Origin of the sequence: Allobosea sp. TAF32 (genome assembly GCF_052113585.1) — a bacterium.
Taxonomy (GTDB): Bacteria; Pseudomonadota; Alphaproteobacteria; order Rhizobiales; family Beijerinckiaceae; genus Allobosea.
The window spans coordinates 29,869-55,382 of the sequence record NZ_JBFRDM010000004.1 but is presented as its reverse complement, the minus strand read 5'-3'; the positions used below and the strand labels follow the sequence as shown (position 1 = coordinate 55,382).

General features: G+C 62.3%; 20 protein-coding genes, 1 tRNA gene and 1 pseudogene. 7 read left to right on the top strand and 15 right to left on the bottom strand.

Translation table 11 applies throughout. The features are described 5' to 3' along the window. Nucleotides 1-65 precede the first annotated feature (65 nt). On the top strand, nucleotides 66-1,049 hold the full coding sequence (locus AB4Z16_RS10290) for a glycosyltransferase family 2 protein (protein WP_441511248.1): 984 nt from the start codon (nucleotides 66-68) through the stop codon (nucleotides 1,047-1,049). A gap of 151 nt (nucleotides 1,050-1,200) precedes the next feature. On the opposite strand, the gene AB4Z16_RS10285 is transcribed toward AB4Z16_RS10290, so the two are convergent. Beyond that, on the bottom strand, nucleotides 1,201-2,460 hold the full coding sequence (locus AB4Z16_RS10285; protein WP_441511247.1) for a polysaccharide pyruvyl transferase family protein: 1,260 nt from the start codon (nucleotides 2,458-2,460) through the stop codon (nucleotides 1,201-1,203). A gap of 148 nt (nucleotides 2,461-2,608) precedes the next feature. Here AB4Z16_RS10285 and AB4Z16_RS10280 point away from each other — a divergent pair, with 148 nt between their 5' ends. Beyond that, entirely contained in the window at nucleotides 2,609-4,156 is a 1,548-nt protein-coding gene (locus AB4Z16_RS10280; protein WP_441511246.1) for a lipopolysaccharide biosynthesis protein, read from the top strand. A gap of 2 nt (nucleotides 4,157-4,158) precedes the next feature. Here the strand turns inward: AB4Z16_RS10280 and AB4Z16_RS10275 are convergent, their stop codons facing one another. Both AB4Z16_RS10275 and rfbC read right to left on the bottom strand, forming a co-directional pair. After that, a complete protein-coding gene (locus tag AB4Z16_RS10275; protein ID WP_441511245.1) occupies nucleotides 4,159-5,484 on the bottom strand; it encodes an NAD(P)H-dependent oxidoreductase in 1,326 nt (441 codons plus the stop codon). Nucleotides 5,485-5,504: 20 nt separating this feature from the next. Beyond that, complete coding sequence (gene rfbC, locus AB4Z16_RS10270; protein ID WP_441511244.1) at nucleotides 5,505-6,089, bottom strand: dTDP-4-dehydrorhamnose 3,5-epimerase; 585 nt, start codon at nucleotides 6,087-6,089, stop codon at nucleotides 5,505-5,507. 468 nt (nucleotides 6,090-6,557) lie between these two features. Between rfbC and AB4Z16_RS10265 the strand changes: the two genes are divergently transcribed. Then, complete coding sequence (locus tag AB4Z16_RS10265; protein WP_441511243.1) at nucleotides 6,558-7,589, top strand: NAD-dependent epimerase/dehydratase family protein; 1,032 nt, start codon at nucleotides 6,558-6,560, stop codon at nucleotides 7,587-7,589. A gap of 556 nt (nucleotides 7,590-8,145) precedes the next feature. On the opposite strand, the gene AB4Z16_RS10260 is transcribed toward AB4Z16_RS10265, so the two are convergent. After that, nucleotides 8,146-9,588: a lipopolysaccharide biosynthesis protein gene (locus AB4Z16_RS10260; RefSeq protein WP_441511242.1), complete on the bottom strand. Its 1,443-nt coding sequence runs from the start codon at nucleotides 9,586-9,588 to the stop codon at nucleotides 8,146-8,148. Nucleotides 9,589-9,676: 88 nt separating this feature from the next. On the opposite strand from AB4Z16_RS10260, the gene AB4Z16_RS10255 reads away from it, so the two are divergent. Both AB4Z16_RS10255 and AB4Z16_RS10250 read left to right on the top strand, forming a co-directional pair. Further along, on the top strand, nucleotides 9,677-10,822 hold the full coding sequence (locus AB4Z16_RS10255; RefSeq protein ID WP_441511531.1) for a hypothetical protein: 1,146 nt from the start codon (nucleotides 9,677-9,679) through the stop codon (nucleotides 10,820-10,822). A 46-nt stretch (nucleotides 10,823-10,868) separates the two neighbouring features. Then, on the top strand, nucleotides 10,869-11,834 hold the full coding sequence (locus tag AB4Z16_RS10250) for a glycosyltransferase (RefSeq protein WP_441511241.1): 966 nt from the start codon (nucleotides 10,869-10,871) through the stop codon (nucleotides 11,832-11,834). Between the two features lie 127 nt (nucleotides 11,835-11,961). On the opposite strand, the pseudogene AB4Z16_RS10245 reads toward AB4Z16_RS10250, so the two are convergent. The 4 genes and pseudogenes from AB4Z16_RS10245 to recJ all read right to left on the bottom strand — a co-directional run. Further along, nucleotides 11,962-12,538: pseudogene (locus tag AB4Z16_RS10245) on the bottom strand (transposase); the annotation flags it as partial. A gap of 201 nt (nucleotides 12,539-12,739) precedes the next feature. Further along, nucleotides 12,740-12,934, bottom strand: a complete 195-nt coding sequence (locus AB4Z16_RS10240; protein WP_441511240.1) for a hypothetical protein — start codon at nucleotides 12,932-12,934, stop codon at nucleotides 12,740-12,742. A 129-nt stretch (nucleotides 12,935-13,063) separates the two neighbouring features. After that, nucleotides 13,064-13,138 (bottom strand) — tRNA-Glu (locus tag AB4Z16_RS10235). Between the two features lie 117 nt (nucleotides 13,139-13,255). Beyond that, entirely contained in the window at nucleotides 13,256-15,052 is a 1,797-nt protein-coding gene (recJ, locus tag AB4Z16_RS10230; RefSeq protein ID WP_441511239.1) for a single-stranded-DNA-specific exonuclease RecJ, read from the bottom strand. 128 nt (nucleotides 15,053-15,180) lie between these two features. Here recJ and AB4Z16_RS10225 point away from each other — a divergent pair, with 128 nt between their 5' ends. Next, nucleotides 15,181-16,836, top strand: a complete 1,656-nt coding sequence (locus tag AB4Z16_RS10225; protein ID WP_441511238.1) for an FAD-binding dehydrogenase — start codon at nucleotides 15,181-15,183, stop codon at nucleotides 16,834-16,836. 25 nt (nucleotides 16,837-16,861) lie between these two features. Here the strand turns inward: AB4Z16_RS10225 and AB4Z16_RS10220 are convergent, their stop codons facing one another. The 7 genes from AB4Z16_RS10220 to AB4Z16_RS10190 all read right to left on the bottom strand — a co-directional run bounded on the left by AB4Z16_RS10220 (nucleotide 16,862) and on the right by AB4Z16_RS10190 (nucleotide 23,491). Beyond that, complete coding sequence (locus tag AB4Z16_RS10220) at nucleotides 16,862-17,431, bottom strand: helix-turn-helix transcriptional regulator (RefSeq protein ID WP_441511237.1); 570 nt, start codon at nucleotides 17,429-17,431, stop codon at nucleotides 16,862-16,864. Between the two features lie 234 nt (nucleotides 17,432-17,665). Then, a complete protein-coding gene (gene glpX, locus AB4Z16_RS10215) occupies nucleotides 17,666-18,664 on the bottom strand; it encodes a class II fructose-bisphosphatase (protein WP_441511236.1) in 999 nt (332 codons plus the stop codon). Nucleotides 18,665-18,711: 47 nt separating this feature from the next. After that, complete coding sequence (locus tag AB4Z16_RS10210; protein WP_441511235.1) at nucleotides 18,712-20,058, bottom strand: homoserine dehydrogenase; 1,347 nt, start codon at nucleotides 20,056-20,058, stop codon at nucleotides 18,712-18,714. A 75-nt stretch (nucleotides 20,059-20,133) separates the two neighbouring features. Then, nucleotides 20,134-20,946: a class I SAM-dependent methyltransferase gene (locus tag AB4Z16_RS10205; protein ID WP_441511234.1), complete on the bottom strand. Its 813-nt coding sequence runs from the start codon at nucleotides 20,944-20,946 to the stop codon at nucleotides 20,134-20,136. Between the two features lie 146 nt (nucleotides 20,947-21,092). Further along, on the bottom strand, nucleotides 21,093-21,506 hold the full coding sequence (locus AB4Z16_RS10200) for a hypothetical protein (protein WP_441511233.1): 414 nt from the start codon (nucleotides 21,504-21,506) through the stop codon (nucleotides 21,093-21,095). A gap of 128 nt (nucleotides 21,507-21,634) precedes the next feature. Continuing rightward, nucleotides 21,635-22,855, bottom strand: coding sequence for an LL-diaminopimelate aminotransferase (locus AB4Z16_RS10195; protein WP_441511232.1), 1,221 nt, complete (start codon nucleotides 22,853-22,855; stop codon nucleotides 21,635-21,637). 180 nt (nucleotides 22,856-23,035) lie between these two features. After that, on the bottom strand, nucleotides 23,036-23,491 hold the full coding sequence (locus AB4Z16_RS10190) for a hypothetical protein (RefSeq protein ID WP_441511231.1): 456 nt from the start codon (nucleotides 23,489-23,491) through the stop codon (nucleotides 23,036-23,038). A gap of 116 nt (nucleotides 23,492-23,607) precedes the next feature. On the opposite strand from AB4Z16_RS10190, the gene AB4Z16_RS10185 reads away from it, so the two are divergent. Beyond that, on the top strand, nucleotides 23,608-25,431 hold the full coding sequence (locus AB4Z16_RS10185; protein ID WP_441511230.1) for a PHA/PHB synthase family protein: 1,824 nt from the start codon (nucleotides 23,608-23,610) through the stop codon (nucleotides 25,429-25,431). Nucleotides 25,432-25,514 lie beyond the last annotated feature (83 nt).

The following is a 25,514-nucleotide window of genomic DNA, read 5'->3' as shown; positions in this document are numbered from 1 at the left end:
AACCTGCCAAGAGCCTCCTGGCATCGTCAGATGACCTTGATAAAGCGGATGGATGGAGTTTCCAAATGGCAACGCCAAAATTCAGCGTCTTGATTGCAAACTACAATAACGCTCACCTCATTCGGCAGGCGCTCGATAGTGTCCAAAAACAAACAGTTCAAGATTTTGAAATTATCGTCGTCGACGATGGGTCGACGGACAATAGCCGGTCAGTCGTCAATGAGGCGTCCGCATCGTTCGGCGGCAAGCTTCGATACATATATCAAGCGAACAAGGGCGTTTCTGGAGCGCGAAACACCGCCATCGGTGCGTCGATCGGAGATTACATCACGTTTTTGGATCCGGACGACTATTGGCATGACCGACGCCTCGAGGCTCACGCGGATGTTCTGGACAAGCATGAGAACGTCGATATTTGTTGTAGTGACTTCGAACGCCTCCATGAAGACGGCCGCTCAGAACGACACTTCAGCAAATGGGTTGCATTTCCGGACTTCCCATTTGAGAAAGAAATTTCGCGACAGGATGCGGTGAGATGGCTCCTTCGCGTCAATTTTGTAGGAACCAATGGGATTACCATTCGAAGATCATGCGCTTTGGCGGTGGGATTGTTTAACGAAGATTTGAAACAAGCCGAAGATTATGATTATTGGTTGAGATGCGCGACGAATTCGAATTTCTATGTTATTCCGCGCGTCTTACACACATACCGCATTCATCAGGGTGGGCTGACGAAGAATTTTCTTGAGAATTGTGAATATAGCCAGCGCGTCGTGCAGGAGTATGAAAGGGCCTATGGCAGTTTCATAAAATCGCACGGGCTGGAAGACGCGATCAAAAACTCGATCTCGCAACGGTGGTACGAGATCGGCAATTTGAACTTCGACAGCGGGCAGACGAGCAGAGCGTTTCGCTCGTATGTGACGGGACTTCAAGCGGAAATGTCGTTCGCGAACTTACTGCGGTTTATGTCGGTAACATTGCGCAAGACGGCCCGGCTTGCCACGTTCGATGCTCTCTCAAAAGAGCGCCTTGCTTATCGCTCCTGATCGGCAAATGGCCGCCTCTTGCCCCGCGGGATCTGCCCCCGCACCCGCCCCCCCCCGGGGGCGTTCGCCGGGGGCCATTTCTGCGATCTGCGAAACATGATCGCGGACGCGGCGACGCGTGAGGGGCACTCCAGCTCCGAAAAGCTTGGGATTATCCGGCTCTTAGACCGGTCGCGTCTGCCGCTACGCCAAAGGCTCGCCTATATTGGTCATCCAATTCGTCGCGAAACTCGAGCACTTTTTGCGCGATTTGGGCTTTGACGTCGCTGGCATCGGCCGTCAAGAGCTCGAAAGTTTGGATGAGCGCGTCTGAATCCAATGCGTGTATGTCCAAACAATAGGCCGACATGCCCATCGCAGCCATCAACGATGCGCATTTGTGATGAAAAGAAATGGCAATGACCGGCTTTCCGCCGAGCAACGCCAGCAGGACGTTGTGAAAGCGGGTCGCCACGACAAAATCCGATACGGTAAGCGCCGACAACAAGCTCTCGACCGAGGTGACAGGCTCATCAATGATCGCGTCGTCGTCCTGTGCTTGTGCGCCTTCGCCCAACAATTGAATAAAGCGGTCCCTTGCCGATACGTCCACTGTATCGCCGATGAGGGGCCTCACATTATAACCCTGGGAAATCAGCCATCTGGAGAACCGAACCAACTTGTCCCAGTAATCCTGGTCAGTCGATGCGCTGGGATTGGGGACGCTGTAATTTCCCGCGTAGCTCATGACCCCCAGGCCGATTTCGTGGGCCTTATTTCCCTCTGACGGCAAGGCCGGGATCGGCAGGCTAAATGCGAGATCCGGGTAGACTGGATCGCAGCCGGCCTTGAACCCAATACTCGCGAGGTATTCGCGGCTCGAAATCTCCCGATATGAGCGGAAATCAGCCAGCGATAGAGCCGACTTCGCGAAGAACCGGCCGAGCCGGCGGTAGAGCGGCCCTACACCTACACTCAGAAACAGCAGCCGGCATCCACAGAGCTTCGCAATAAGCGCCCATCTGAAGAGGCCGTAGGGCCCGCACCCCCCCAGCCCGAAGACATCCGTGAGCAATCCCGTCCCCGGGACGATCAACATTTGCGCGCGTCTCAGCACCATAATTGCGGAAATGCACCGCCACAGCTCGGCGGGAAACCCGAGAACGGCTCTGCGCACAAGCCGCCCCAGGGACGTCTTGGCCACCCAGAATTTGAACAGCTCTTGGTTGACTGGAACGGCTTCAACGTCGTCAGCTTTTGCAGCGTTCTCGTGATCATCGGTTATGCAGATAAATTTCGAACCGGGGTATAACCGACGAAGATTGTACAGAGCGGCCTGAAGACTACATTCATTTCCAAAATTCGTTGAGTTGAAATGACCGAAGAAAGCGATGGTCCCAGGCCCATTCCTACGCATGGCCTTGCCTTCCAAATATAAACGCCGCTTGACACGAAATTAACGCAGTCGCACATTAGCATATCTTCATGTATTTCTCAATCTGATAACGCCCTGACGAACCATCTGATCCCGCAGGCACCGCCATTTCGATAGCGCGGGCGTTACAAGGGGGGCGGGCCTATTGATCGGCAACCGCGATGCCCAGGCGCAGATGGCCGTCAACGAGCGGATGCTGTCCCCCCCCCATCTGAGGGATGCTCTCGGGAAACGCACGATCGCGGGGGGCGCCATTGCGATAGGCGCCCAGTTCGTGCGCCTCGCGCTGCAGCTGGCCGGCTCGGCCATGCTTGCGCGCCTGCTTGAACCGAGCCAGTTCGGGCTTGTCGCCATGGGCAGCACGGTGACGGCCTTCGTCATCGTACTGACCGAACTCAATGTGGCGACGGCCGCGGTGCAGCGAGAGGAACTCGACCAAAACACAGCCAGCGCCTTGATGTGGATCGCCCTCGGCATGGGATGCTTGGCGTTCCTGCTCTCGGCGGTCGCTGCGCCAGCATCACTTTGGTTTTTCGAAGACCGGCGCTTACCGCTCGTTGTCCTCGGGCTCGGCCTGAACGCACCGATTTATGCGCTCGGCGGACTGCCCACCGCCCTGCTCACCCGTAACATGCGCTGGCTCGATCTGCAGATCGCCTCGCTTGGCGCTCTTGCAACCGGTCTCGTGGTCGCCGTCATCGCGGCTAAGCTGTTCTCCGCCGGCTATTGGGCGCTCGTCATTCAAACATGGGTGACGGCCTTCACGACGACGGCGGCGGTCTGGATTCTTTGCCCCTGGCGGCCAAGCATTGTGAAAGACTGGTCGGCCGCGAAAGCATCACTCAAATTTGGCTTCCATCTGACCGGCGCGATGATTCTGAATTACTTCCATCAGCAGCTCGATAATATTCTGATCGGAGCCCGTTGGGGTTCGGTCGAACTCGGCTTCTATTCGCGGGCCTACAATCTACTGGTGATACCGCTCAACTTTCTGAGCGGACCATTGGGCTCATCAATGGTGCCAGTGCTGAGTCGGCTACGCCGAGAGCCCGCAAGGTGGCGCGAAGCCTATCTCGATGCATTGAGCGTCGTCACGCTCGTAGGCGCTGCGATGGCCTGTCTCCTTTATGGAGGCGCCTCCCCTATCGTCGACATCGTGCTCGGCCCCCAATGGCAGCCTGTCAAGCTGATCTTCAGCTGTCTGGTGCTCGGCATGCTGGCATCCGTGCCGATGGGCGCGACCGGTTGGATCTATATCTCGACGGGTCGCACCGATCGCATGTTCTATTGGAGTCTGATCGGTGTCCCGATCTATGTCAGCTCGTTCTTGATGGGGCTTCCATATGGCCCGGTGGGCGTAGCGCTGTGTTACAGCATTTCGCGTTACGTCGCGTTCTTTCCTTCGATGCTCATGGCCACTTATCAGACGAATATCAGTATTTTCGATATCCTCGCCGTGATCGCCGTGCCGACGCTAACCGCAGCCGCGATCGGCTTCGCGCTCTCGCTGATAACCGCAAGTCTCTCGACGGCACCTGCGCTGGCAGCCATTGCGGCCGCCGGGCTGCTTTACGCAGGGGTTTGCGCCCTCGCCGTGCTGCATCTTCCAGTGTATCGACGCCTGCGAAGCCGCGGCCTTGACACGCTCAGCAGCGCCTATGTGCGTCTTCTACGACGCCGGCCGACCGGCTGAGATCACGCCGCAATCTTGAGCAGATCCTCGAGCCAGGTCTCGCCACGGAAATGGCGATATTGCTCAGCGCGAAGCGTGTCGGCTAGCCGTCCGGGCGGCAGGACGATGTCGTCATATGTCAGGACCTCGTCCTTCGCGATGTCGCGGACGAGGCGGCAGCCGGCGACCAAACCCTCTGGCAGATAGCGCCCGGCGCTCATTTCATCGACATTCACCGCTTCGCCATAGGTCATGTACATGCCGTAGTCGTCGAGCGTCTCGCCGGCCTTGAGGTCCCGCTTGGCGATCGCGCAGACCTCGACCACCGGGCCTCCGAGCGGCGGCGCCAGCTCATCCCGGAACAGAACCACCCGCGCAATCGACAGCGGCGTCTCGAAATGGACGAGGTGGTAAGGCGTGAAGAACGAATAGAGCGGCCCTTCGCCCATCTTGTAGAGATTGAGGTAGTGCTGCTGTTTTGGATCAGGATGCTCCGCGAGCACGAAGACTTTGGTGAGGGGGGTGCCGACGACATAGTCGATGGCGCCGCCGAGCTCTCGCAACTGGTCGATGTCGTATAGCTTGCCTATCGCCATGACGTCGTCGCGGTATTCGCGCCCGCGCGACATGCCCCGTTGAAGCACTTTGAAGCCGGTGGCATTTGCGACGATGGATTGCTCAAAGCTGATCTTGGAGCCGTCGGCGAAGCTCGTCACCATCGCCGCATTCTGCCCCCAGCGCTCCGCCCAGGCTTTTTGAGTGGTCGGGGTGCGGTACGGATCTTGTAGACCCTTGATGTTGCCGATGAGGCGAGGCGTCAGCCCCAGGCCCCGCACCCAGCGAACCAGATTCATCTGCACGCCCGGTTCATCGCCGTCGCAAGCGGAAAGAATCCGGCCATATCGGTGCGCATGCACCCGCAGGATCGGCCCGATGGTGGCATCGATCTCGGCGTTCATCAAAACCACGTCTTTGCCGTGTTTGAAAGCTTCCAGCACGAGGTGCGCGCCGAACTCGACCGAGCCGGTCGTATCGACCAGCACATCGATCTCCGGCGAGCGCGCCAATAGCATGGCATCTTCCGTTGCCGCCGGCTTTCCGGAGCGGATGATCTCATCCAGCTCCGTCTGCCTGTCCGATAGCTTGCTGTTCTCGAAGCCGGCATAGGCAAGAACGTTCAGGGCCCGCTCCGGACGGCGATTGGAGATCGCAGCCAGGCGCATTCCCGGCACGGAATGCGCGAGCTGGTTTGCAAGTCCCTGACACATGAATCCCGCGCCGAGAATGCCGACTCGGATCGGGTTGTTCTCTTCCGCACGCCTCTTCAGAGCAGTATCGACGATCAGCATGGCGCTCTACCCCTGTTCCTTCAGCCGGCCACCGACACTGGCTTGGAGCCCATTTTGGCCTTCAACTCGGTCTCGACCGCATCGAACGGCGCAAAAGCCTGGTCTTTGGGCGAGATGACCGTCACGGGCAGCGGCCATGTCAGGCCCAGACGCGGGTCGTTGTACATCAGGCCGCCTTCAGCGCTCGGCGTATAGAATTCGCCGACCTGATAGCTGGTGTCCGTCCCGTCTTCGAGCGCCTGATAACCATGCGCGAAACGCTCCGGCACGTAGAGCGCACGACCGTTCTCCTGGCTCAGCTCCACCTCGATATGCTCCAGGAATGTGGGACTCTCCGGACGCAGGTCGACGATAATATCGAGGATTGACCCGCGCGTGCATCGCACGAGCTTGGTTTCCGCCGCCGGGGGATATTGGAAATGCATGCCCCGCAGCGTGCCCTTGTGGATGTTCGAGGCGAGATTGGCCTGTGCGATCGTCGCCTTGAGGCCGTGAGCTTGGAATTCGTTCTGGCAGAAGGTCCGTGCGAAGAAGCCTCGTTCATCCTCCCTGCGTTCGAGCTCAAGGATGAACGCCCCCGCGAGCTTAGTAGCGACGAATTTCAAATCAGCCCCCCAAGATTCAGTTAAATGACACTGGCGAGCGATCCCTGCGGATCAGATCTAAGACTATAGCAAGCTTCGAAGCTTGGGCGCATAAAAAATGATCCCTTGCGACCTAAAAATCATACGCCAGCGCGGCACCGAGACATTCTTCCCTTAGGTAATTAAATCTGCTAGTAATAAGTCGCGATTTTGCGGCATGATGATCTCGTTGAGCAGCGTGTCGTGAGGCAGAGGCGTATGTGCTTGATCAGCCAGGCCTGCGGCTTCGAAGTCCCGGATCGTGCCGATGCGTGAACTCCACGCCGGCCTCCTTTGCTTCAGCAACTTAATCCACGATATGCCGGTGCGAGCGGGCTGTACCGCTGGCCAACCCGATCGCCGGATAAAGGGGTGCGCTGCCATGTGAAGCTTTCGCGCGTTGGTATGTTGGGAACAGATTAGCTGGTTTCTGATGGCTGGGGTCTAGACATGCGTGTGCTGTTTACTGGCGCAGATGGATATATCGGCGCGCTTCTTGGTCCGTATCTGATCGAGCAGGGTATCGAAGCCGTTGGCCTCGATACCGGCTATTACCGCCAGGGTTGGCTCTATCCGATGAGGGGACCGCGCCCGGCAGTCATCACGAAAGATTTGCGTGAAATCACAGCCGAAGACCTTGAAGGCTTCGACGGGGTCGCGCATCTCGCCGAACTGTCCAACGATCCGCTGGGGCAGCAGGACCCCCAATTGACACATGAGATCAATCATGGCGGATCGGTACGGCTGGCACAACTCGCGCGCAAAGCCGGTGTCAAACGCTTCGTCTACATGTCCTCATGCTCAGTTTATGGGGTCGGCGCTCCAGACCAGATTCTCGACGAAGAGAGCCCGGTGAACCCGCAGACGGCCTATGCGGAATGCAAGGCCAAGGTCGAGCACGATGTCTCCGCCATGGCCGGGGACGACTTTGAACCCTGCTTCTTGCGCAACGCGACTGCTTATGGCGCCTCGCCGCGCCAGCGTTTCGACATTGTGCTGAACGACCTCTGCGGCCTCGCATGGACCACCAAGCAGATCAAACTCCTCTCCGACGGCTCACCTTGGCGACCGCTCGTTCATGCGCTCGATATGTGCCAAGCCGTGCATCTGTCGCTGACCGCACCACCCGATCGTATTCGCGGCCAGATCTTCAATGTCGGTTCGAACCAGCAGAACTACCGCGTTATCGAGATCGCACGCATCGTCGCGAACGAGTTTTCCGGTTGCGAGTTGATTGTCGGCGAGCCGAGCGCGGATAACCGTTCCTACCGCGTGAATTTCGACAAGATCGGCCACGTGTTGCCGACATTCGAAGCGCGCTGGACTGCGGAATCCGGCGCCCGCCAAATGCATGATGTATTTGAGCGTATCGCCATGAGCGAGGATGACTTCCGTGCGCCGCCCTATACCCGGCTCAAAATGCTGATGAAGCATCGCCAAAGCGGCCTTCTCGACGACAAGCTGTTCTGGGCTTATCCATAATACGTCCATTTGGCGCTCGCCGGATCGTCGCCGGCGAGGCCGACGCAAACATCACCAGAGGCGGCCAAGGCCAGGAATCGCGAGGAACTCACCGAGCGCTTCTTCGACCTGGACGATCACGCTTCGATCGCCTCTTGTGAGACCTGTGCGCGGGTAGGCGTAGACGGCGCGGATTTGGCGGTTTGCGGCCCGCTCGATGCGAGTGTTGGGCGCTGGGTTACAGTGGCCTTTTCCGCGCTCAAACGGCTGCCATGACGATTGAGCGGGTCCGTTTGAGATTGTAGGCGATGGCGGTGAAGTGAACCTGGGCGGTGGCTTTGGCGAGGCCACGCCATCGCTTCCCGCGCCTGCCATAGCAGCGTTTCCAAATCGCCCCGACGCCCCGGAAGCAGAAGAGATGCACGCTCATGCTGGAACAGGTGGGCCGCTCGGTCGAGCGCATAACGACCGCGCGGGCATTTCTGCTTGGACAACGGCGCGCGCCTTTACCTTGGCGCCGAGCGATTTTTACTGAGATTCGAAACCGCAAGAAGCCGCCCCGTCAAGGCAGCACGACCTATGTCCTCACCTGGGATATGAGGTTCAGATAGAATGTTTTCTGACCCATTACGACAAGCAGCATTGCCGAATAAGTTGCTGCCATGACGCTCGCGCTGAGAGCAACCCTCAACAGAGCAGGCTCTGTGTGACCGACGAGAGCCTCAACCGCGACAGCGGCAATCGTCGCGACAATCGCCGAACCGAAAGGAGGCCAAATTGCGCCAAGTAGATCGGTCATCGTGATGCTTGTGCCTTTGACGCACCACATCATGTGYGGAACAAGCCACAAGGACAGCGCGATGGAAAAAGCCGCAGCCACACCGGTCGGTCCGTAAGGCAGCCCGGCGAGATAGGAGACAATACAAATCGGTGCGAGAACCAACGCAATATTCAAGCTTCGCCGTTGCAGGCCGCTCGACATCAGAAACCAGGCGAGCGGATCGACCAAGCCAAAGAACAGAACGGTTGGCGTCAACAGGCGAAAGATCGTCGCCGCGGCCTCCCAACGGGGGCCCATTACGACGCGAATGATGTCATCCGCGAATACGGCAGAAAACAGTGTGATTGGAGCCGTCAAAGCAACGACGAGCGAGTAACCTTTGATGAAGTAGTTCTTATATCGCGCAGGCTCATTCTGAAGGCGCGACAAGGCGGAGAACGCCACGCTTCCAAGGGCACCGTTCAGTTGCGTCGTCGGGATATTGATAAGTTGATATGCTCGCGAATAAAGACCGAGCGCATCAGCTCCCCAGAATCGACCGATCAAAATCTTGTCGAGGTTATAGGCGATATAAACGACGAGGCTATTCAAGCTCGTCGTTCCGCCGAATTTCAGCATCGCCATCACCTTGGCATCGCGGTGCGGCCAACCCGGCCTCCAACCCACGACGAGCCACATCACGACAGTATTGATAACTGTTATTCCAACCGAGGGTACAACGAGCGACCAATAGCCCCAGCCGGTGGCAGCCATCGCGATTGCTGTGACCGTATTCACGAGAACGCTGAAAACGTCGATCAGAGCCAGCGTGACGTAACGCAACTCGCGGTGCAGTATGGCCGCATATTGCGCACCGGCGGCGCTGAACAGGAAGCCGCCGGATATCACCGCCGTGACCCCGAAAAGACGAGGTTCTTGATAAAAGCGAATGAGAATTGGCGCAGTCAACAGGCAAAGTAGGGTAAGGGTCGCGCCTATGAGCATGTTGACCCAGAACAGCGTGGACTTTTGCTCCTCGGTGACGGTTGCTTGTTGGATGGCGGCCGCCGAAAGGCCCCCGTCCCGAAACAGGTCGTAAATTCCGGTTATGACTGTGACCATGGCGACAAGGCCGAACTCCGACGGCGAAAGGAGCCGCGCCATCACCACGATGTAAAACAGCCGCAGCGCAAACGTTATCCCCTGGCCGACAAGCTTGGCGAGGCCGCCTCGAATTGTACGCTGCTTCAGGACTTCCATATGCTTCCGTTCCCGGTGGGTCGGGCGGTGATTTCGAGCCGCGAAGGTCTTCGTTCGCAAAGTTGTTCGCGAACCCTACGTCGTGTCGATGACGATTACCATGGAATTTTCCCGTCAAATTGGATATCGTCTGGGATCACCGCGCCTCCGGGTGGGCTTGATCGAGCGAACCACGTATCAACAGAAGGAGCTCAACATGAAGATGCGAGCCGGTGACTGGGTCGAGGTACGAAGCAAGGAGGAGATCCTTGCAACGCTCGATAAGGGTGGCCGCCTCGATGGACTGCCGTTCATGCCGCAGATGTTCGAATACTGTGGTCAAAAATTCGAGATCTATAAGAGCGCACACAAAACCTGCGACACGGTCAGCGGAGATTATGTCGGCCGCCGGCTGCCTGACAGTGTCCACTTGAATCATCGGTGCGACGGCGCGGCTTACGGGGGGTGCCAGGCAGGATGCCTGATCTTCTGGAAGCAGGCTTGGCTCAAACCCGTCGAAAAGGGCGAATTCGCGGAAATATCCGACGCCGGGCGCCTCTCAGCAGGCTGCACCGAAGAGGACGTGTTGAAAGCGACCCACGCATCGGACTCCAAGCAAAATACAAGGTATTTCTGCCAGGCCACCGAGCTTCTACAGTATACGCGGCCGCTCAAATGGTGGGACGCACGCCAGTATATCGAGGACTATGCGTCCGGAAATAATTCCCTGCCCAGGATGATGCGTGGTTTTTTGTACTTCGCATTCATTTACATGACCATGGCCAAGAGGCGAAGGTTGGGCCGTCCTGGACGTTGGTTCTACGATCGGGTTCAATCACTGTGGGGCGGCGTTCCGTTTCCCAGGCGGGCAGGAGACCTTCCGCCTGGCGCGATCGGGCCGGTATCAGACCTTAATTTACAAGCCGGGGACTGGGTCCGGGTCCGATCCTTTGAGGAAATCCGGAAAACGATCGACGCGTCCAATCAGAACCGAGGCATGAGATTTGATGCTGAGCTCGTTCCCTATTGTGGTAAGGTTATGCAGGTAAAAACGCGCGTGGAGACTTTCGTCGATGAGAGGACCGGGCTTATGCGGCGGCTCAAAACACCCGCTGTCATTCTGGAGAATTCGTACTGCCGCTCCAGTTACAGCGAGAATAGATTGTTTTGTCCAAGAAATATATACACGTGGTGGCGAGAGATCTGGCTAGAAAAAGTTGACGCTGTAAACGGCAGTGGAGAGGTAGGGAAATAAATTTCGTCTGGGACTTCGCGCTAACATGAACTGAGAGAAGCGGATCATGCGCTCAAAGTCGGCATTCCCGCTCGTCGTCATCGCGACGCCGGTCTACAATGGCGAGAAGTATTTGGCTGATACCATAGCGTGCGTGCAATCGCTCGATTATCCAAATCTCGTTCACGTCATTCTGGACAATGCTAGCACGGACGCCACTCCGGAGATTATTGCGCAGCATGCGAATGGCCGAGTCCCGATCCTGAGCCATCGTAATCCGAGCACGATCCCCATGGCGGCGAATTTCAACGCTGTCCTCAATCTTTTGCCGGCCGAGGCTGGCTATTTCCGGCTCCTATGCGCCGATGATTTGATGACTACCGACTCTATTCGCCGACAAATCGAGCTCGCAGAACAGCATCCCGATGTGGTTGCGGTTGGTTGCCTCGAATACTCCGACCACCTCCGCGACGAAAACATTCCTCGAAATCAGACCGTTTTCGACGGAATATCAATTATTCGCGCCTATTTGCGCGAGGATAATACGGTATTTTCGGGGACGCATTTTCTGTTTCGTCGATCCCTGATCGACATGAGCCGTTCATTTTATGACGAAAATCTTCTTCCTTACCTTGATGCTGAGGCTGCTTTACGCGCTTGCCTGCATAACAACCTTGCGTTTATCCATGAAGGTCTGGCAATTAGGCGGATTCACGATAGCAATGCCTATGACGTTCATGTAAAGCTCGGATTTGCGCTTCTCGATCGGCTGCAAATTTTAGTCCGGTACGGCCCGATCGTGCTGGAGCAGGAAGAGTACCGTCACCGTCTCGTTCAGCAGAGGCGGCGCTATATTCGCCGCCTTCTTCGCCTGCGTTGGTTCGAACGTGACAAGGCTACCTTCAGCAATCACTTGGAAAGGCTGAGTGCCACCGGCCATCCAGCCCGTTGGTTCGATTTCGCCGATGCCGTCGCCGATTGGGCCTTTCTTGCGATGGCAGGGCGCAGACACTTGGCAAGGGGGAAAACGTAACAAGGCTGTAGCGTCGGGTGCCCATTGCCCGATTGGTTCGGGACAGGAAGCGGTCTCCTCGCAGCAATCGCCGGCTCGGTTTATCTGAACAGTTTCCGGCCTGTTGCTAAGTGGGTTCCAGCCTCGATTATGCCGCAGCCGGGATTGGCAGCAGCGTGTTGAAGTATGCTTGGTCGGGGGTTTGGCGCCCCAGCCCCTGACAAGGCCTCCGGCCGTTGTAGAAGTCGAGATACCGGCCGATCGAGGCGCACGCCTCCGACACGCTGGCATAAGCGCGCAGATAGGCCCCCTCGTATTTCAGCGATTTCCAGAGGCGTTCGACGAAGACGTTGTCGCGCCAGGCGCCCTTGCCGTCCATGCTGGTCCTGATATTTGCGCCGATCAGCAGGCCGGTAAACTCGCGGCTGGCGAACTGAGTGCCCTGGTCGGCGTCGCCGCGACAATGCCGCGGCTGAACCAGTCGATGACAGCCGCGAGATAGACGATGCCTCGCGCCATCGGGATGCAGGTGATGTCCATCGCCCAGACCTGGTTGGTGCGGTCACCGGCAGCTTGCGCAGCAGGTGGGGAGAGATCGGATAACCCGGAACCCGCTTCGAGGTGTTCGGCCTGCGATAGAGCGCCTCGATCCCCATGCGCCGCATCAGCGTGACAACATGCAGGCGCCCCACGACATGACCCTCGGCATACAGCAGATCGCGGATCGTGCCGATCTGGTTCTCGACTCGACCCTTCTCCGAGCTGGCCGCCGATGTGCAGGCCACCGGCTCGACCAGGCGATGCGGCAGAGCTGAAGGAAGCGCCGGTTGAACTCCCGGGCGCGGCCGACGAAGGCGGTCTCCACCGCCGTCTTCACGTTGTCGTAGATGCCGCCGGCAACCCCGCCACAGAAGGCGAAGGCCTCGTCATGCGCATCGAAGACCATCTCCTGCGTCTGGCAAATAGGCGCGCACGCTCGGCATGCGGCTATAGGCCAGCCACATCTGGGCGACCTTCACGACGACGGGCAGCCCGTGGAGTTCGATCGCCTCATGGCTCCAGTCGAACTGATAGGCCTCGCCGGCATCGAAGCGCAGCCGAATGAAGGCCTGCGCCGGCATTCGTGCGCGGTCGGCACGCCAGCCCCCCTGTAGCGGGGGACAGAAATGGGGGACATCGCGGGGAACACCCTCGATTTTTCGCATCATTTTATCGTTTGATTTCAGCTACTTAAGCCACCCTTAAAAGAGTGGCGCGACCTACGGGAGTCGAACCCGTCTCCCCAGCGTGAAAGGCTGGTGTCCTAACCGATAGACGAAGGTCGCTCTGCCTCGAACCGGGAAGGTTCGTGCCGAAGCGGGGCGAGGTATAGTGGCAGGCCTGCCGCTCTGCAAGCGCCCGTTCACAAGAAATGTGGATGACTCGGTTTCGATGACGATCTGCTAGACCGGGCGAGCGAGATCGAGGATGCGCAGCTCCGCCGTCTCGTTGCCGCCCCAACGATTGAGCGAGAGCGTCGCCGCCAGATGTACGGTTTCGCCACGCGCCCCGAACAGAGCCTGCCCTAAGGGCTCCTGCGCCGCGCGAAAGGCAATCCCGCCAACGCTGGCACCATCGCCCGAGCGCAGCTTGATGCGGACATGGCCACCGCTGCCGATCTCGACGGCGTCGGTCAGGCGATGCGCCGGGAAGACGAAGACCGGCTCCGGGCTGCCCGAACCGAACGGCCCGGCCTTCTCGATCTCGGCGATCAGCCGCGGACTCGCGCCGCCGGCGCTGAGCGCCGCGTCGACGAGCAGCGCCTCGGCCTCGCCGGCGGCGCCGACCTCGCGGGCGAGATGGTCGTTCAGGAACGCGTGGAACGGCGCGGCCTGCCCGCTAGCCAGCGTCACGCCAGCCGCCATGGCATGGCCACCGCCCTTGACCGCGAGCCCCGCCTCGACGGCGGCGCGCACGGCCCGGCCCAGATCGACGCCAGCGACTGACCTGCCGGAGCCGGTCGCCCCACCCTCCCCGTTCAGCGCGAGCGCAAAGGCTGGGCGGCGGAAGCGCTCCTTGAGCCGTGCCGCGACCAGCCCGACGATGCCGGGGTGCCAATCGGCGCTGCCGGTGAGCAGGACCGGCAGTTCGGCCATGCCGGCGAGCTCATGCTCGGCCTGCGACACCGCCTCCAGCACGGCGAGCCGCTCGATCTCCTGACGCTCCTGGTTGAGGCGGTTGAGCTCGGCGGCGATGCTGCGCGCCTCGACCTCGTCATCGCTCAGAAGCAGGCGCGCGCCGAGCGCGGCGTCTCCGATGCGTCCGCCCGCATTGATGCGCGGCCCGAGCAGGAAGCCGAGATGCCAGGGCTGGATCGGCCCATCAAGGCCGGAGACATCCATCAGCGCCGCGAGGCCAGGGCGGGCGCGGCTGCGCATCATCGCCAGCCCCTGCCGCACGAAGGCGCGGTTCAGCCCCTGCAGCGGCACGACGTCGGCGACCGTCGCCAGCGCGACGAGATCGAGCATCGCCAGCAGGTCGGGCTCGCCGCCGCGCACCGCCCAATGGCCCTGCCGGCGCAACGCCCGGCTGGTGGCGACCAGCGCGAGGAAGACCACGCCGGCAGCGCAGAGATGGCCAAGTCCCGAGAGATCGTCCTGCCGGTTCGGATTGACCAGCGCCTCGACCGGCGGCAAGCGCTCCGGCGCCTGATGGTGATCGAGCACCACGACGTCGAGGCCGAGCCTGCGGGCCTCTGCCAGCGGCTCCTCGCTGGTCGTGCCGCAATCGACCGTGACGAGGAGCGTGGCGCCCTCGCCCGCGAGCATCCGGATAGCCTCGCTGTTGGGGCCGTAGCCCTCGATCAGCCGGTCGGGGATATGGATGCGCGGGCGCGCCCCGCCCTGTGTCAGAAGGCCGGCGAGCAGCGCGGAGGAGCAGGCACCGTCGACGTCGTAGTCGCCGAAGATCGCGACGCGCTCGCCACGCATCGCCGCCTGCGCCAGCCGCGCCGCCGCAGGCTCCATGTCGGTGAGGACGGCCGGGTCCGGCAGCAGGTCGCGCAGCTTCGGCTCGAGGAAGCGCATCGCCTCGGCCGGCTCGACGCCGCGAGAAGCGAGCAGGCGCGACAGGATATCGGACAGCCCCTCGCGCTGGGACAAGGCCTCCGCCCGGCCGAGACCCGCCGTATCGAGCCGGTCGCGCCAGGGACGACCGAGCACCGAACGGGTGACGCCAAGGAAAACACGGGATTGTTGCATCGGACTCATTGTCCCAACGGCGTCGCGCAAGCCGGGCGCGAGGTCAACCAGTGTCGAGCTTGGCCGTATTGGGAGCGGCCGTCATATTGCGTGCAAGCCACCGGCAGAGGCGGCATCCCGGGGGGATCATGCAGCACGAAACCGATGTGGCGATCGTCGGCGCGGGGCTTTCCGGCCTCGTCGCCGCCTGCGAGATAGCGGAAGCCGGGCGCAAGGTCGTGCTGCTCGATCAGGAACCTGAGCAATCGCTCGGGGGGCAGGCCTTCTGGTCTCTGGGCGGGCTGTTCCTCATCGACAGCCCCGAGCAGCGGCGGCTGCGCATCCGCGATTCCCGCGAACTGGCGCGGGACGACTGGTTCGGATCGGCTGGCTTCGACCGGCCGGAGGATGAATGGCCTCGGCGCTGGGCCGAGGCCTATCTCGACTTTGCCGCCGGCGAGAAGCGCAGCTGGCTGCACGGCATGGGCATGCGTTGGTTTCCGGTCGTCGGATGGGCCGAGCGCGGAGGCGGCCTCGCGACGGGCCACGGCAACTCGGTGCCGCGCTTCCATGTCACCTGGGGCACGGGTCCGGGGGTGCTGGAGCCCTTTCTGCGCCGGGCGAAGGATGCGCAGGCCAAGGGCCTGCTCGCCTTCCATTTCCGCCACCGCGTCACCGGCTTCACGCGCAGCGCCGGGGCGATCGAGGGCGTCGAAGGCGAGGTGCTGGAGCCGAGCCATGTTGCGCGCGGCGAAAAGAGCGGACGCGGCGTCACCGGCTCCTTCCAGTTGAAGGCGCAGGCCGTCATCGTCACCTCCGGCGGCATCGGCGGCAATCACGAGCTCGTCCGGGCGCGGTGGCCGACGCGCCTTGGCAAGCCCCCGTCTCGGCTGCTCTCAGGCGTGCCTGATCATGTCGACGGCGCCATGCTCGCAGTGGCCGAGGCGGCCGGCGGGCGGCTGATCAACGGCGACAGGATGTGGCACTATGTCGAGGGCATCGCCAATTGGGCGCCGATCTGGCCGCGCCATGGCATCCGCATCCTGCCCGGCCCGTCCTCGCTCTGGTTCGATGCGCGCGGCAACCGTCTCCCGGTTCCGCTCTTCCCCGGCTTCGACACGCTCGGCACGCTCGAGCACATCATGACGACCGGCTACGACTATTCCTGGTTCGTGCTGAACCGCAGCATCATCGCCAAGGAGTTCGCGCTGTCGGGCTCCGAGCAGAACCCGGACCTGACCGGCAGAAGCTGGCGGCAGGTCCTCGGCCGCGCCGGCGGCGGCGTGCCCGGCCCGGTACAGGCCTTCATGGACAAGGGCGAGGATTTCATCGTCGAGAGCGATCTCAGCCGCCTCGTCGCGCGCATGAATGCGCTGACCCATGAGGCGCTGATCGACGAGGCGCATCTGCGCGGGCAGATCGAGGCGCGCGACCGGGCCCTCGCCAATCCCTTCGCGAAGGATCTGCAGATCACAGCACTGCGTGGCGCGCGCAACTATCTCGGCGACAGGCTGATCCGCACGGCCAAGCCCCATCGCATCCTCGATCGGGCCCATGGTCCGCTAATCGCGGTCAGGCTCAACATCCTGACGCGAAAATCGCTCGGCGGGCTGATGACGGATCTGTCGTCACGGGTCCTGGATGCGGCGGGCGAGCCCGTGCCGGGGCTCTATGCCGCTGGCGAAGCGGCCGGATTCGGCGGCGGCGGCGTCCACGGCTATCGCGCGCTCGAAGGCACCTTCCTTGGCGGCTGCATTTTCTCAGGGCGCGCCGCCGGCCGCGCGGCCGCTACGGCCATAGCCTGAGGGCGCAACTCCTTCCTTCGACAACTTACGGCGGCGTGTTTCCGAAGAGCCGCGCCACAGCCTGCGCGCGGCTGCGGGCACCGAGCTTACGCTTGGCGTTCTCGACATGGCTGTGGGCGGTCGTCTGCGCAATGCCCAGCTTTTCGGCAATCTCGCCATCGGACAGGCCATCGGCGACATAGGCAAGGCAGTCGCGCTCGCGTTGGCTGAGGCCAACCGCAAGCGGGGTGGGCATCGTCGCGAAGCGTGTCATCCGCTCATGCGTCAGCACAGCCGCCAGGGCGATAATCCGAATGTCTCGCGGCGAGAGATCCAAGCGCTCGAAGCCCATGCTGATGACACCGACGCGCCCGCCCGGTTCATGACAGGGAACGGCAAGGCCATCCTGCAAGCCGATCTCGCGCGCGAGCTTGAGGCCGCGCCAATCCATCAAATCGGGAAAGCCCGGATCGCTCCAGCGAAAGGGTGAAACCCGTCTGGCAGGAGCGAAGATCACGGGATTTCCGCGGTCGAGGCCGAGCCTCGTATATTCTTCGAGCCACCCTGGCGGCGAGAGCTGCGCATAGCGCCGACCGCCCGCGACAATGCGCTCCACGGGCAAAATCGGAGAAGCGGGAAATGAGCCCGCGAAGAAACCGCAATTTCCAAACGGGGCAAGGGCCTGACGCAGAACCAATCCCGCAGCCATTGGCGATGCGGCCTGATCGAGGCCATCGACCAAATCGAGCGCTCGGGCGAATGCGGACAAAAACAAACCCCGGAAAGATTGCTTTCCGGGGCTAGCATACGTTCGGTTATGTCAAAATGTCATTCGACATGCGCAACGCGCTCAGTCGAGCTGGAACTTCGAGAACTCACGGTGCTCGCCATAGATGCGGCGGACCGTGCCGGTGATCGAGCGATAGACCAGCGTCTCGGTCTCGATCACGTCCTTGCCGAACTTCACGCCCGAGAGCAGGCCGCCATCGGTCACGCCGGTGGCGCAGACGATGACGTCGCCCGAGGCCATCTCCGACATGTCGTATTTCTTGTTCGGGTCCTTGACGCCCATGCCCGCCGCGCGCACGCGCTTCTCCTCGGTGTCGAGGATAAGCCGGCCCTGCATCTGGCCGCCGACACAGCGCAGCGCGGCCGCCGCGAGCACGCCCTCGGGCGCGCCGCCGATGCCGAGATAAAGGTCGATGCCGGTCTTCTCTGGCTGGGTGCAGAAGATCACGCCGGCGACGTCACCGTCGGTGATCAGGCGGATCGAGCAGCCGGTCTTGCGGACCTCCTCGATCAGCTTGGCATGGCGCGGGCGGTCCATGATCAGCGTCGAGATCTCATGCGGCTTCACGCCCTTGGCCTTGGCCAGCGCATTGATGTTGTCGGCCGGCGAGGCGTCGAGGTCGATCACGCCCTTGGCATAGCCCGGGCCGCACGCGATCTTGTCCATGTAGACGTCGGGTGCGTAGAGCAGGCTGCCGGCGCCGGCCATCGCCATCACCGCGATCGAGCCCGGCATGTCCTTGGCGCAAAGGGTCGTGCCCTCGAGCGGATCGACCGCGATATGCACCTTCGGCCCCTGCTTGTTGCCAACCTTCTCGCCGATGAAGAGCATCGGCGCCTCGTCACGCTCGCCCTCGCCGATGACGATCTCGCCGTCGATCGGCAGACGGTTCAATTCGCGGCGCATGGCATCGACGGCAGCCTGGTCGGCGGCCTTCTCGTTGCCATGGCCGCGCAGGCGGGCGGCGGAGACGGCAGCGCGTTCGGTGACGCGCACGAGTTCCATCGAGAGATAGCGCTCGATGATCTGATCCGGGGAGATGCGAAGATCGACGGACATGAAATGGTTTCCCCTTGCAATGTTACGGGTAGAATCGACCCGAAGGCCTATTCCCGCTCTATGCGGATAACTTGCGGCGGTTCCGCGACATGGCCGTCCGCGGTGACCTTTTCGAGCGCGGTGCGGATGGCCGACTCGCTCGTGGCATAGGTGATCAGCACGACCGGAACCGGCGCGCCGGAACGGCCTCCCGGATCGCGATTGGCGGCTTCGGGCGAGCGGCGCTGGACGATGCTCTCCAGCGAAATGTCGGCCTCGGCCATGCGGGTGGCGATCGCGGCCGCCGCGCCCGGCCGATCCGCGACGGCGAGGCGGACATAGTAGCCGCCTTCGTGACGCTGCATCGGCGCGCGCTTGGCTTCCTCGAGACGGGCAACGGGCAAGCCGAACGGCAGGCCAGCCGTGCCGCGCGCGACATCGGCGATGTCGGCGACGACCGCCGAAGCGGTCGGATCGCCGCCGGCGCCGGGGCCGACCAGCGTGATCTCGCGAACCGCATCGGCGTCCACGCTGACGGCGTTGAGCACGCCCATCACCTGCGCGATGGCGGAGGATTTCGGCACCATGGTCGGATGCACGCGCTGCTCGATGCCAGTCTTGGTGCGCTCGGCGACGCCGAGCAGCTTGATCCGGTAGCCGAGCTCATCGGCCATCTTCAGGTCGAGCGGCGTGATCGCGGAAATGCCTTCGACATGAATCGCTTCGGCGTCGATCTTCGTGCCGAAGGAGAGGCTGGTCAGGATGGCAAGTTTATGGGCGGTGTCGAAGCCCTCGACGTCGAAGGTCGGGTCCGCTTCGGCGTAGCCCAGGCGCTGGGCGTCCGCCAGGCAGGCCTCGAAGGTCAACCCTTCCTGCTCCATCCGCGAGAGGATGTAGTTGCAGGTGCCGTTGAGGATGCCTGAGATGCGGCTGACATTGTTGCCGGCGAGCGCCTCGCGCAGCGTCTTCACCACCGGGATGCCACCGGCCGACGAGGCCTCGAAGGCAAGCGCCACGCCGTTGCTTTCGGCCAGTTCCGCCAGCGCGACGCCATGGGCCGCGAGCAGGGCCTTGTTGGCGGTGACGACATGCTTTCCGGCCGAAAGCGCGGCTTCGACCGCCGCCTTGGCCGGGCCGTCCGAGCCGCCCATCAGCTCGACCACACAATCGACGTCGTCGGATTTCGCCAGCGCGACAGGATCATCGAACCAAACCAGGCCGCCAAGATCGACGCCGCGGTCGCGCTTGCGATCGCGGGCCGAGACTGCAACCACACGGATCGACCGGCCGCAACGTGCCGCCAGCGCATTCTCCTGCCGTTGCAGGATCTTCAGGACGGAGGCACCGACCGTGCCGAGGCCGGCGAGGCCGACACGCAGAGGCCGGGAAGCGTTCGAAAGTGCAGCGCTGGTCATGGGCGCGGGGTCGCATGCGGCGCGATGCGAGTCAACGGAGGGCTAAGCCGTAACGCCCCGCAAATGCCGTCAGAGCTACTCGCGCTGGGCCGAAACAACGAAGGCGGCGAGGCCTCCTTCGATCGGGCCCAAGCCGAACCGGCGCTCCAGCGCCTTCGCGACGGCCTCGGTCGCCGCCATGAGCCCCGGCCCGCCTCGTGCCTCGATCTCTCCGCGGATCGGTGTCCCCTGGCAGAACGCCGTCGCGACATCGATCGCGGAATCGGCGCGGGCGCGCTTCTCGACACGCTCGATCGCCGGCCTTGCGAAGCCGCCGGCCATGAGATCGAGCTCTATCGTCCCGATATCATGGTAGCCATGCGGCGTGCGCTCGATGAAGCGAGGAGGATCGGCCGGGAAGGTTTCGGCGAGCGCCTCCAGGAGCACCACCGTGAAGTCGTTGCTGGCGACCGCGTCCCAGACATTGAACAGATAGCGTCCGCCCGGCCGCAGAACACGCCACACGCCGCGATGGCTTTTCGGCTTGTCGGGAAAGAACATCACCCCGAACTGGCAGGCCGCGACATCGAAGCTCCCATCCGCGAACGGCAGATCGAGCGCGTCCGCCTGCTGCCAGGCGACCCTGCCATCGCCCGCAAATTGCGCGGCGGCAAGGTCGAGCATCGGCTGATTGAGATCGGTAGCGAGGATGCTCGCCCCGCCGAGACGCGCCGCCATCGCCCGCGTCAACGCGCCCGTGCCGGCCGCAAGCTCGAGAATCTGCGAGGGCTGCGATGCCATGACGCGGGCGGCCAAATCGTCAGCATAAGGCCGAAAGATCAGAGGTACGAGCAGCCGATCGTAGATCTGCGGGATGGGACCGGCGAAAACCTTGTCCGTCGCTTCCATGGCAGCACCTGTGGCAGCGCCCCCTGGACAACATAGCTCAGCGCCTGACGCAACGAAACCGCGTTGTCAAAGCTGTCGCGCCCGAAGGGCGCAGGTGAAGCACCGGCCCCAAGGGCGCAGCGCCTCGGCGATTTCAGCAAGCGGTCTCAGCCGAAATGGCAGACCACTTCCGCAGCGACGCGCTTCACCTTTCCGTCCTCGAAGCCGAGATAGATGCGCAGCAGGTTGCTGCCGAAGGCCGTCGCCTTGATGGTGTGCAGCGCCTCGATGGAGTTGCCTTCGGAAACCGTGCTGTTCTCGACCGCCGGCGTCCAGAACCAGGGTTTCGGCGGATCGATCGTGATCTCGGTAAGCCTGCGCTCGGCCTCGGCCCGCTCCGTTCCGACGGGGATGAAACGGGAGACGATATCGGTCGCGTCGCGGGCGCATTCGCGCCCTTTCGTGACCGACAGCACTTCGGAAACCAGCGCCGAGCGCGTCTCCGGGATGCGCCCCTTCGAGTAGTCATAGGTCGCGACGAGGCAGACCAGGGCGAAGACGGCGAAAGCAACGCCGAGCAAGCGGCCTTTTCGGAGCATGGAGACGGGCCTCGGACGCGGTGCGGAGCAGGCTGTCCGCACCGCATCGGTTCCCATGTTTTGCGCCTCCGAGTCCAGAGGCCGCAGCACCACAGTCCCGGAGAACCGCCCTACCCCGCCTTCGGCATCTGGATGACGTTGTGCAGCGTCGCGTCAGCGCCCTTCAGGAAGCGGCCGATATTGCGCGCCGCCTGGCGGATGCGCTGCTCGTTCTCGACGATGGCGATGCGGACATAATCATCCCCGTGTTCGCCGAAGCCGATACCGGGAGCGACAGCGACCTCGGCCTTCTCGATCAGAAGCTTCGAGAACTCCAGCGAGCCGAGATGGCGGAACTTTTCGGGGATCGCGACCCAGGCGAACATCGAGGCCTCCGGCGCCGGGAAGTCCCAGCCGGCCTTGCCGAAGCTCTCCACCAGCGCATCGCGGCGCTTGCGGTAGATATCGCGCATCTCGCGGATGCAGTCGTCCGGGCCGTTGAGCGCCGCCGCGGCCGCGACCTGGATCGGCGTATAGGCGCCATAGTCGAGATAGGATTTCACCCGCGCCAGCGCCGCCAGCAGGCGTTCGTTGCCGACGGCGAAGCCCATGCGCCAGCCTGCCATGGAGAAGGTCTTCGACATGGAGGTGAATTCGACCGCAACGTCGATCGCGCCCGGCACCTGCAGCATCGAGGGCGGCGGGTTGTCGTCGTCGAAATAAACCTCGGCATAGGCGAGGTCCGACAGCAGGATGATGTCGTGCTTCTTCGCGAAGGCGACGAGGTCCCGGTAGAAGTCGAGCGTCGCGACATAGGCCGTCGGATTCGCCGGATAGCAGGTGACGAGCGCGATCGGCTTCGGCACGGAATGCGCCATCGCCCGCTCCAGCGCCGGGAACATCGCCGGCGTCGGCTCGGCCGGAACCGAACGAATCACGCCGCCCGCCATCAGGAAGCCGAAGGCGTGGATCGGATAGCTTGGATTGGGCACGAGCACCACGTCGCCCGGCCCGGTGATGGCCTGCGCCATGTTGGCGAAGCCTTCCTTGGAGCCGAGCGTCGCGACCACCTGCGTCTCGGGATTGAGCTTCACGCCGAAGCGGCGCTCATAATAATTCGCCTGGGCGCGGCGCAGGCCGACAATGCCCTTCGAGGCGGAGTAACGGTCGGTGCGCGGCTTGCCGGCAGTCTCGACCAGCTTCTCGATGACGTGCTTCGGCGCCGGCAGGTCGGGATTGCCCATGCCGAGATCAATGATGTCGACGCCCTTGGCGCGCTCGGCGGCCTTGATCTTGTTGACCTGTTCGAAAACGTAGGGCGGCAGGCGCTTGATACGATGAAAATCGGTCATTTCGAACAGGTCCTTGGCCGGGGGCGCCGGCAGTCATCCTCAGGCGCTGGTCACTTCTTTGCGCCAGAGGTGCTTAGCACCGCATCTTTCGTCCGCACAGAACAAAAAACGCAATATTTTGCCGCTGCGACGAAATGGCGACACGCGCGCCGAAAGCCCTCCTTTCGCCGAGGCTGGAAATCAGTTCTGCGGAATCTTCGCAGGCTGGGGAGCCGGCGTCTCGCCCAGCGACTTGGCCTGCGTGCCGGCGCTTTCGTTGGCCTGGCGCTTGGCCTCGAGCTGGGACTCGATCTTCTGGAAGTCCGAGCGCTTCTTGCAGGGATCATTGGGGCCGCGGGTCGGCTTGGGCGCCGCAAAGCGGGCCGCCTGCCCCGTCGGCACGTAAGGAGCCGGCGGATTCGGGCCCGGGCAAAGCTGATCGACCCCGATCGTGCTGCCGACGGGAATGTATTGCGCGTCCGCGGGCCGTGTCTCCCGGACGAAGCTCCTGGCCTCTTGCGGCGTCGTCGCCATGCCGGCCGCTTCCGCAACGCCCTTGATGCCCTCATTCCCGGCGCAGCCCGCCAGGGCGATGCCGGCAGCGGCCATCACCACCGCGATCCGGAGCGGCTTCGTCGCAGGCATCTCGATCGGCATGGGTTCTTCCAGCAGGTTTGTCGAATGTGCTTGGTAAAGCACAGCGGTTGCGTCCTTAATAGGACCAAAATGGGAAGCCATGCGCTATCCTATGACGACAAGGGGGAAGACGACTCATGAACCGCCATGTCGACGACCGCGCCAAGGACCACAAAGGTTCCGCCGAGTCCCCGGTTCCTGACTTCGACCAGTTCGCGCAGAACATGGGACGGCTGGTCGAGGAATACGGCAAGGTCACCGCCGCCTATCTGAAGCCCCTGGAACGCGGCCAGCCCAAGACAGGCCAGGCCGATGAGGCGAGCGACATGGTCAAGACGCTCGGCCGCGTCGCCGAGCAATGGGTCAATGATCCCGCCAAGATCATCGAAGCGCAGGCTTCGTTGACCCGCGACTTCATGAATCTGTGGAGCGCGGCGCTGAAGCGCGCCAGCGGCGAGGAGGTAGCCCCGGTCGCCGAGCCAGATCAGCGCGACAATCGCTTCAAGGATCCGGACTGGACGAACCTCCCGACCTTCGACTTCATCAAGCAGGCCTATCTCATCGGCTCGCGCTGGGCCGAGACCATGGTCGAGAAGGCTGACGACCTCGACCCGCATACGCGCAACAAGGCGCGCTTCTACATCAAGCAGATCGCCGGAGCGCTCTCGCCGACCAATTTCGTCGCGACCAATCCCGAACTGCTGCGCGAGACCTTGCAGCAGAACGGCGAAAATCTGGTGCGAGGCATGAAGATGCTCGCCGAGGACGTCGAGGCCGGCGGCGGCGAGCTCAAGATTCGCCAGTCCGATGCCAAGGCCTTCGAGGTCGGCGTCAACATCGCCACGACGCCCGGCAAGGTGGTCTTCCGCGACGAGGTCATGGAGCTGATCCAGTACGCGCCGTCGACGCCGCAGGTGTTCAAGCGACCGCTGCTGATCGTGCCCCCCTGGATCAACAAGTTCTACATCCTCGACCTCAATCCGGAGAAGAGCTTCATCCGCTGGTGCGTCGAGCAGGGGCTGACGGTGTTCTGCATCTCCTGGGTCAATCCCGACGCCCGGCATGCCACCAAGGATTTCGAAAGCTATATGCACGAGGGCATCTTCGCCGCCCTCGATGCGATCGAGCGCATAACGGGCGAGAAGCGCGTTTCGGCCATCGGCTACTGCGTCGGCGGCACGCTGCTCGGCATGACGCTGGCCTATATGGCCGCCATCGGCGACAAGCGGATCGAGAGCGCCACCTTCTTCACCACGCAGGTCGATTTCTCGCAGCCGGGCGAGCTTTCGGTCTTCGTGGACGAAGAACAGATCCACGCAATCGAAGAGCAGATGGCCAAGACCGGCTATCTCGATGGCTCACGCATGTCGGGCGCCTTCAACATGCTCAGGCCCAACGACCTGATCTGGTCCTATGCGGTCAACAATTACCTGAAGGGCAGGACGCCCGCGGCATTCGACCTGCTCTACTGGAACTCGGATTCGACCCGGATGCCGGCGGCGAACCATTCCTTCTATCTGCGCAACTGCTATCTCGACAACACACTCGCCCGGGGCGAGATGACGATCGGCGGGAAGAGACTCGATCTGCGGCGCGTGACGATGCCGGTCTACAATCTCGCCACGCGGGAGGATCACATCGCCCCGGCACAATCCGTCTTCAACGGCTCGCAATGCTTCGGCGGCCCGGTGGAGCACGTCGTGGCGGGCTCCGGCCATATCGCCGGCGTCGTCAACCCGCCCAGCAAGGTGAAGTACCAGTACTGGACGGGCGGGCCGGCCAAGGGGAGCTATACCGACTGGCAGGCGAAGGCCGAGGAGCACCCGGGCTCATGGTGGCCGCATTGGTTCGCCTGGCTCGAAGCGCAGGCGCCGAAGAAGGTGGCGGCGCGCGAACCGGGGGGCGGCAAGCTGCCCGCGCTCGCCGATGCGCCCGGCACCTATGTCAAGGTCCGGGTCTGAGACGATCAAGGGGATGCATCGTCGGCTGGCGAGGCCAATGCGCCGCGCCGACCTTCGCCACCTCGCCCGCGTCATCGCGCGGG

Excerpts from the sequence above, each read along its gene's own strand:
- AB4Z16_RS10205 (WP_441511234.1), bottom strand. The coding sequence starts at position 20,946 with ATGGAAGCGACGGACAAGGTTTTCGCCGGTCCCATCCCGCAGATCTAC.
- AB4Z16_RS10210 (WP_441511235.1), bottom strand. The coding sequence starts at position 20,058 with ATGACCAGCGCTGCACTTTCGAACGCTTCCCGGCCTCTGCGTGTCGGC.
- AB4Z16_RS10275 (WP_441511245.1), bottom strand. The coding sequence starts at position 5,484 with ATGCTGATCGTCGATACTGCTCTGAAGAGGCGTGCGGAAGAGAACAAC.
- glpX (WP_441511236.1), bottom strand. The coding sequence starts at position 18,664 with ATGTCCGTCGATCTTCGCATCTCCCCGGATCAGATCATCGAGCGCTAT.
- AB4Z16_RS10195 (WP_441511232.1), bottom strand. The coding sequence starts at position 22,855 with ATGACCGATTTTCATCGTATCAAGCGCCTGCCGCCCTACGTTTTCGAA.
- AB4Z16_RS10225 (WP_441511238.1), top strand. The coding sequence starts at position 15,181 with ATGCAGCACGAAACCGATGTGGCGATCGTCGGCGCGGGGCTTTCCGGC.
- AB4Z16_RS10190 (WP_441511231.1), bottom strand. The coding sequence starts at position 23,491 with ATGCCGATCGAGATGCCTGCGACGAAGCCGCTCCGGATCGCGGTGGTG.
- AB4Z16_RS10265 (WP_441511243.1), top strand. The coding sequence starts at position 6,558 with ATGCGTGTGCTGTTTACTGGCGCAGATGGATATATCGGCGCGCTTCTT.
- AB4Z16_RS10290 (WP_441511248.1), top strand. The coding sequence starts at position 66 with ATGGCAACGCCAAAATTCAGCGTCTTGATTGCAAACTACAATAACGCT.
- AB4Z16_RS10250 (WP_441511241.1), top strand. The coding sequence starts at position 10,869 with ATGCGCTCAAAGTCGGCATTCCCGCTCGTCGTCATCGCGACGCCGGTC.
- AB4Z16_RS10240 (WP_441511240.1), bottom strand. The coding sequence starts at position 12,934 with ATGCCGGCGCAGGCCTTCATTCGGCTGCGCTTCGATGCCGGCGAGGCC.
- AB4Z16_RS10185 (WP_441511230.1), top strand. The coding sequence starts at position 23,608 with ATGAACCGCCATGTCGACGACCGCGCCAAGGACCACAAAGGTTCCGCC.
- AB4Z16_RS10255 (WP_441511531.1), top strand. The coding sequence starts at position 9,677 with ATGACGATTACCATGGAATTTTCCCGTCAAATTGGATATCGTCTGGGA.
- recJ (WP_441511239.1), bottom strand. The coding sequence starts at position 15,052 with ATGCAACAATCCCGTGTTTTCCTTGGCGTCACCCGTTCGGTGCTCGGT.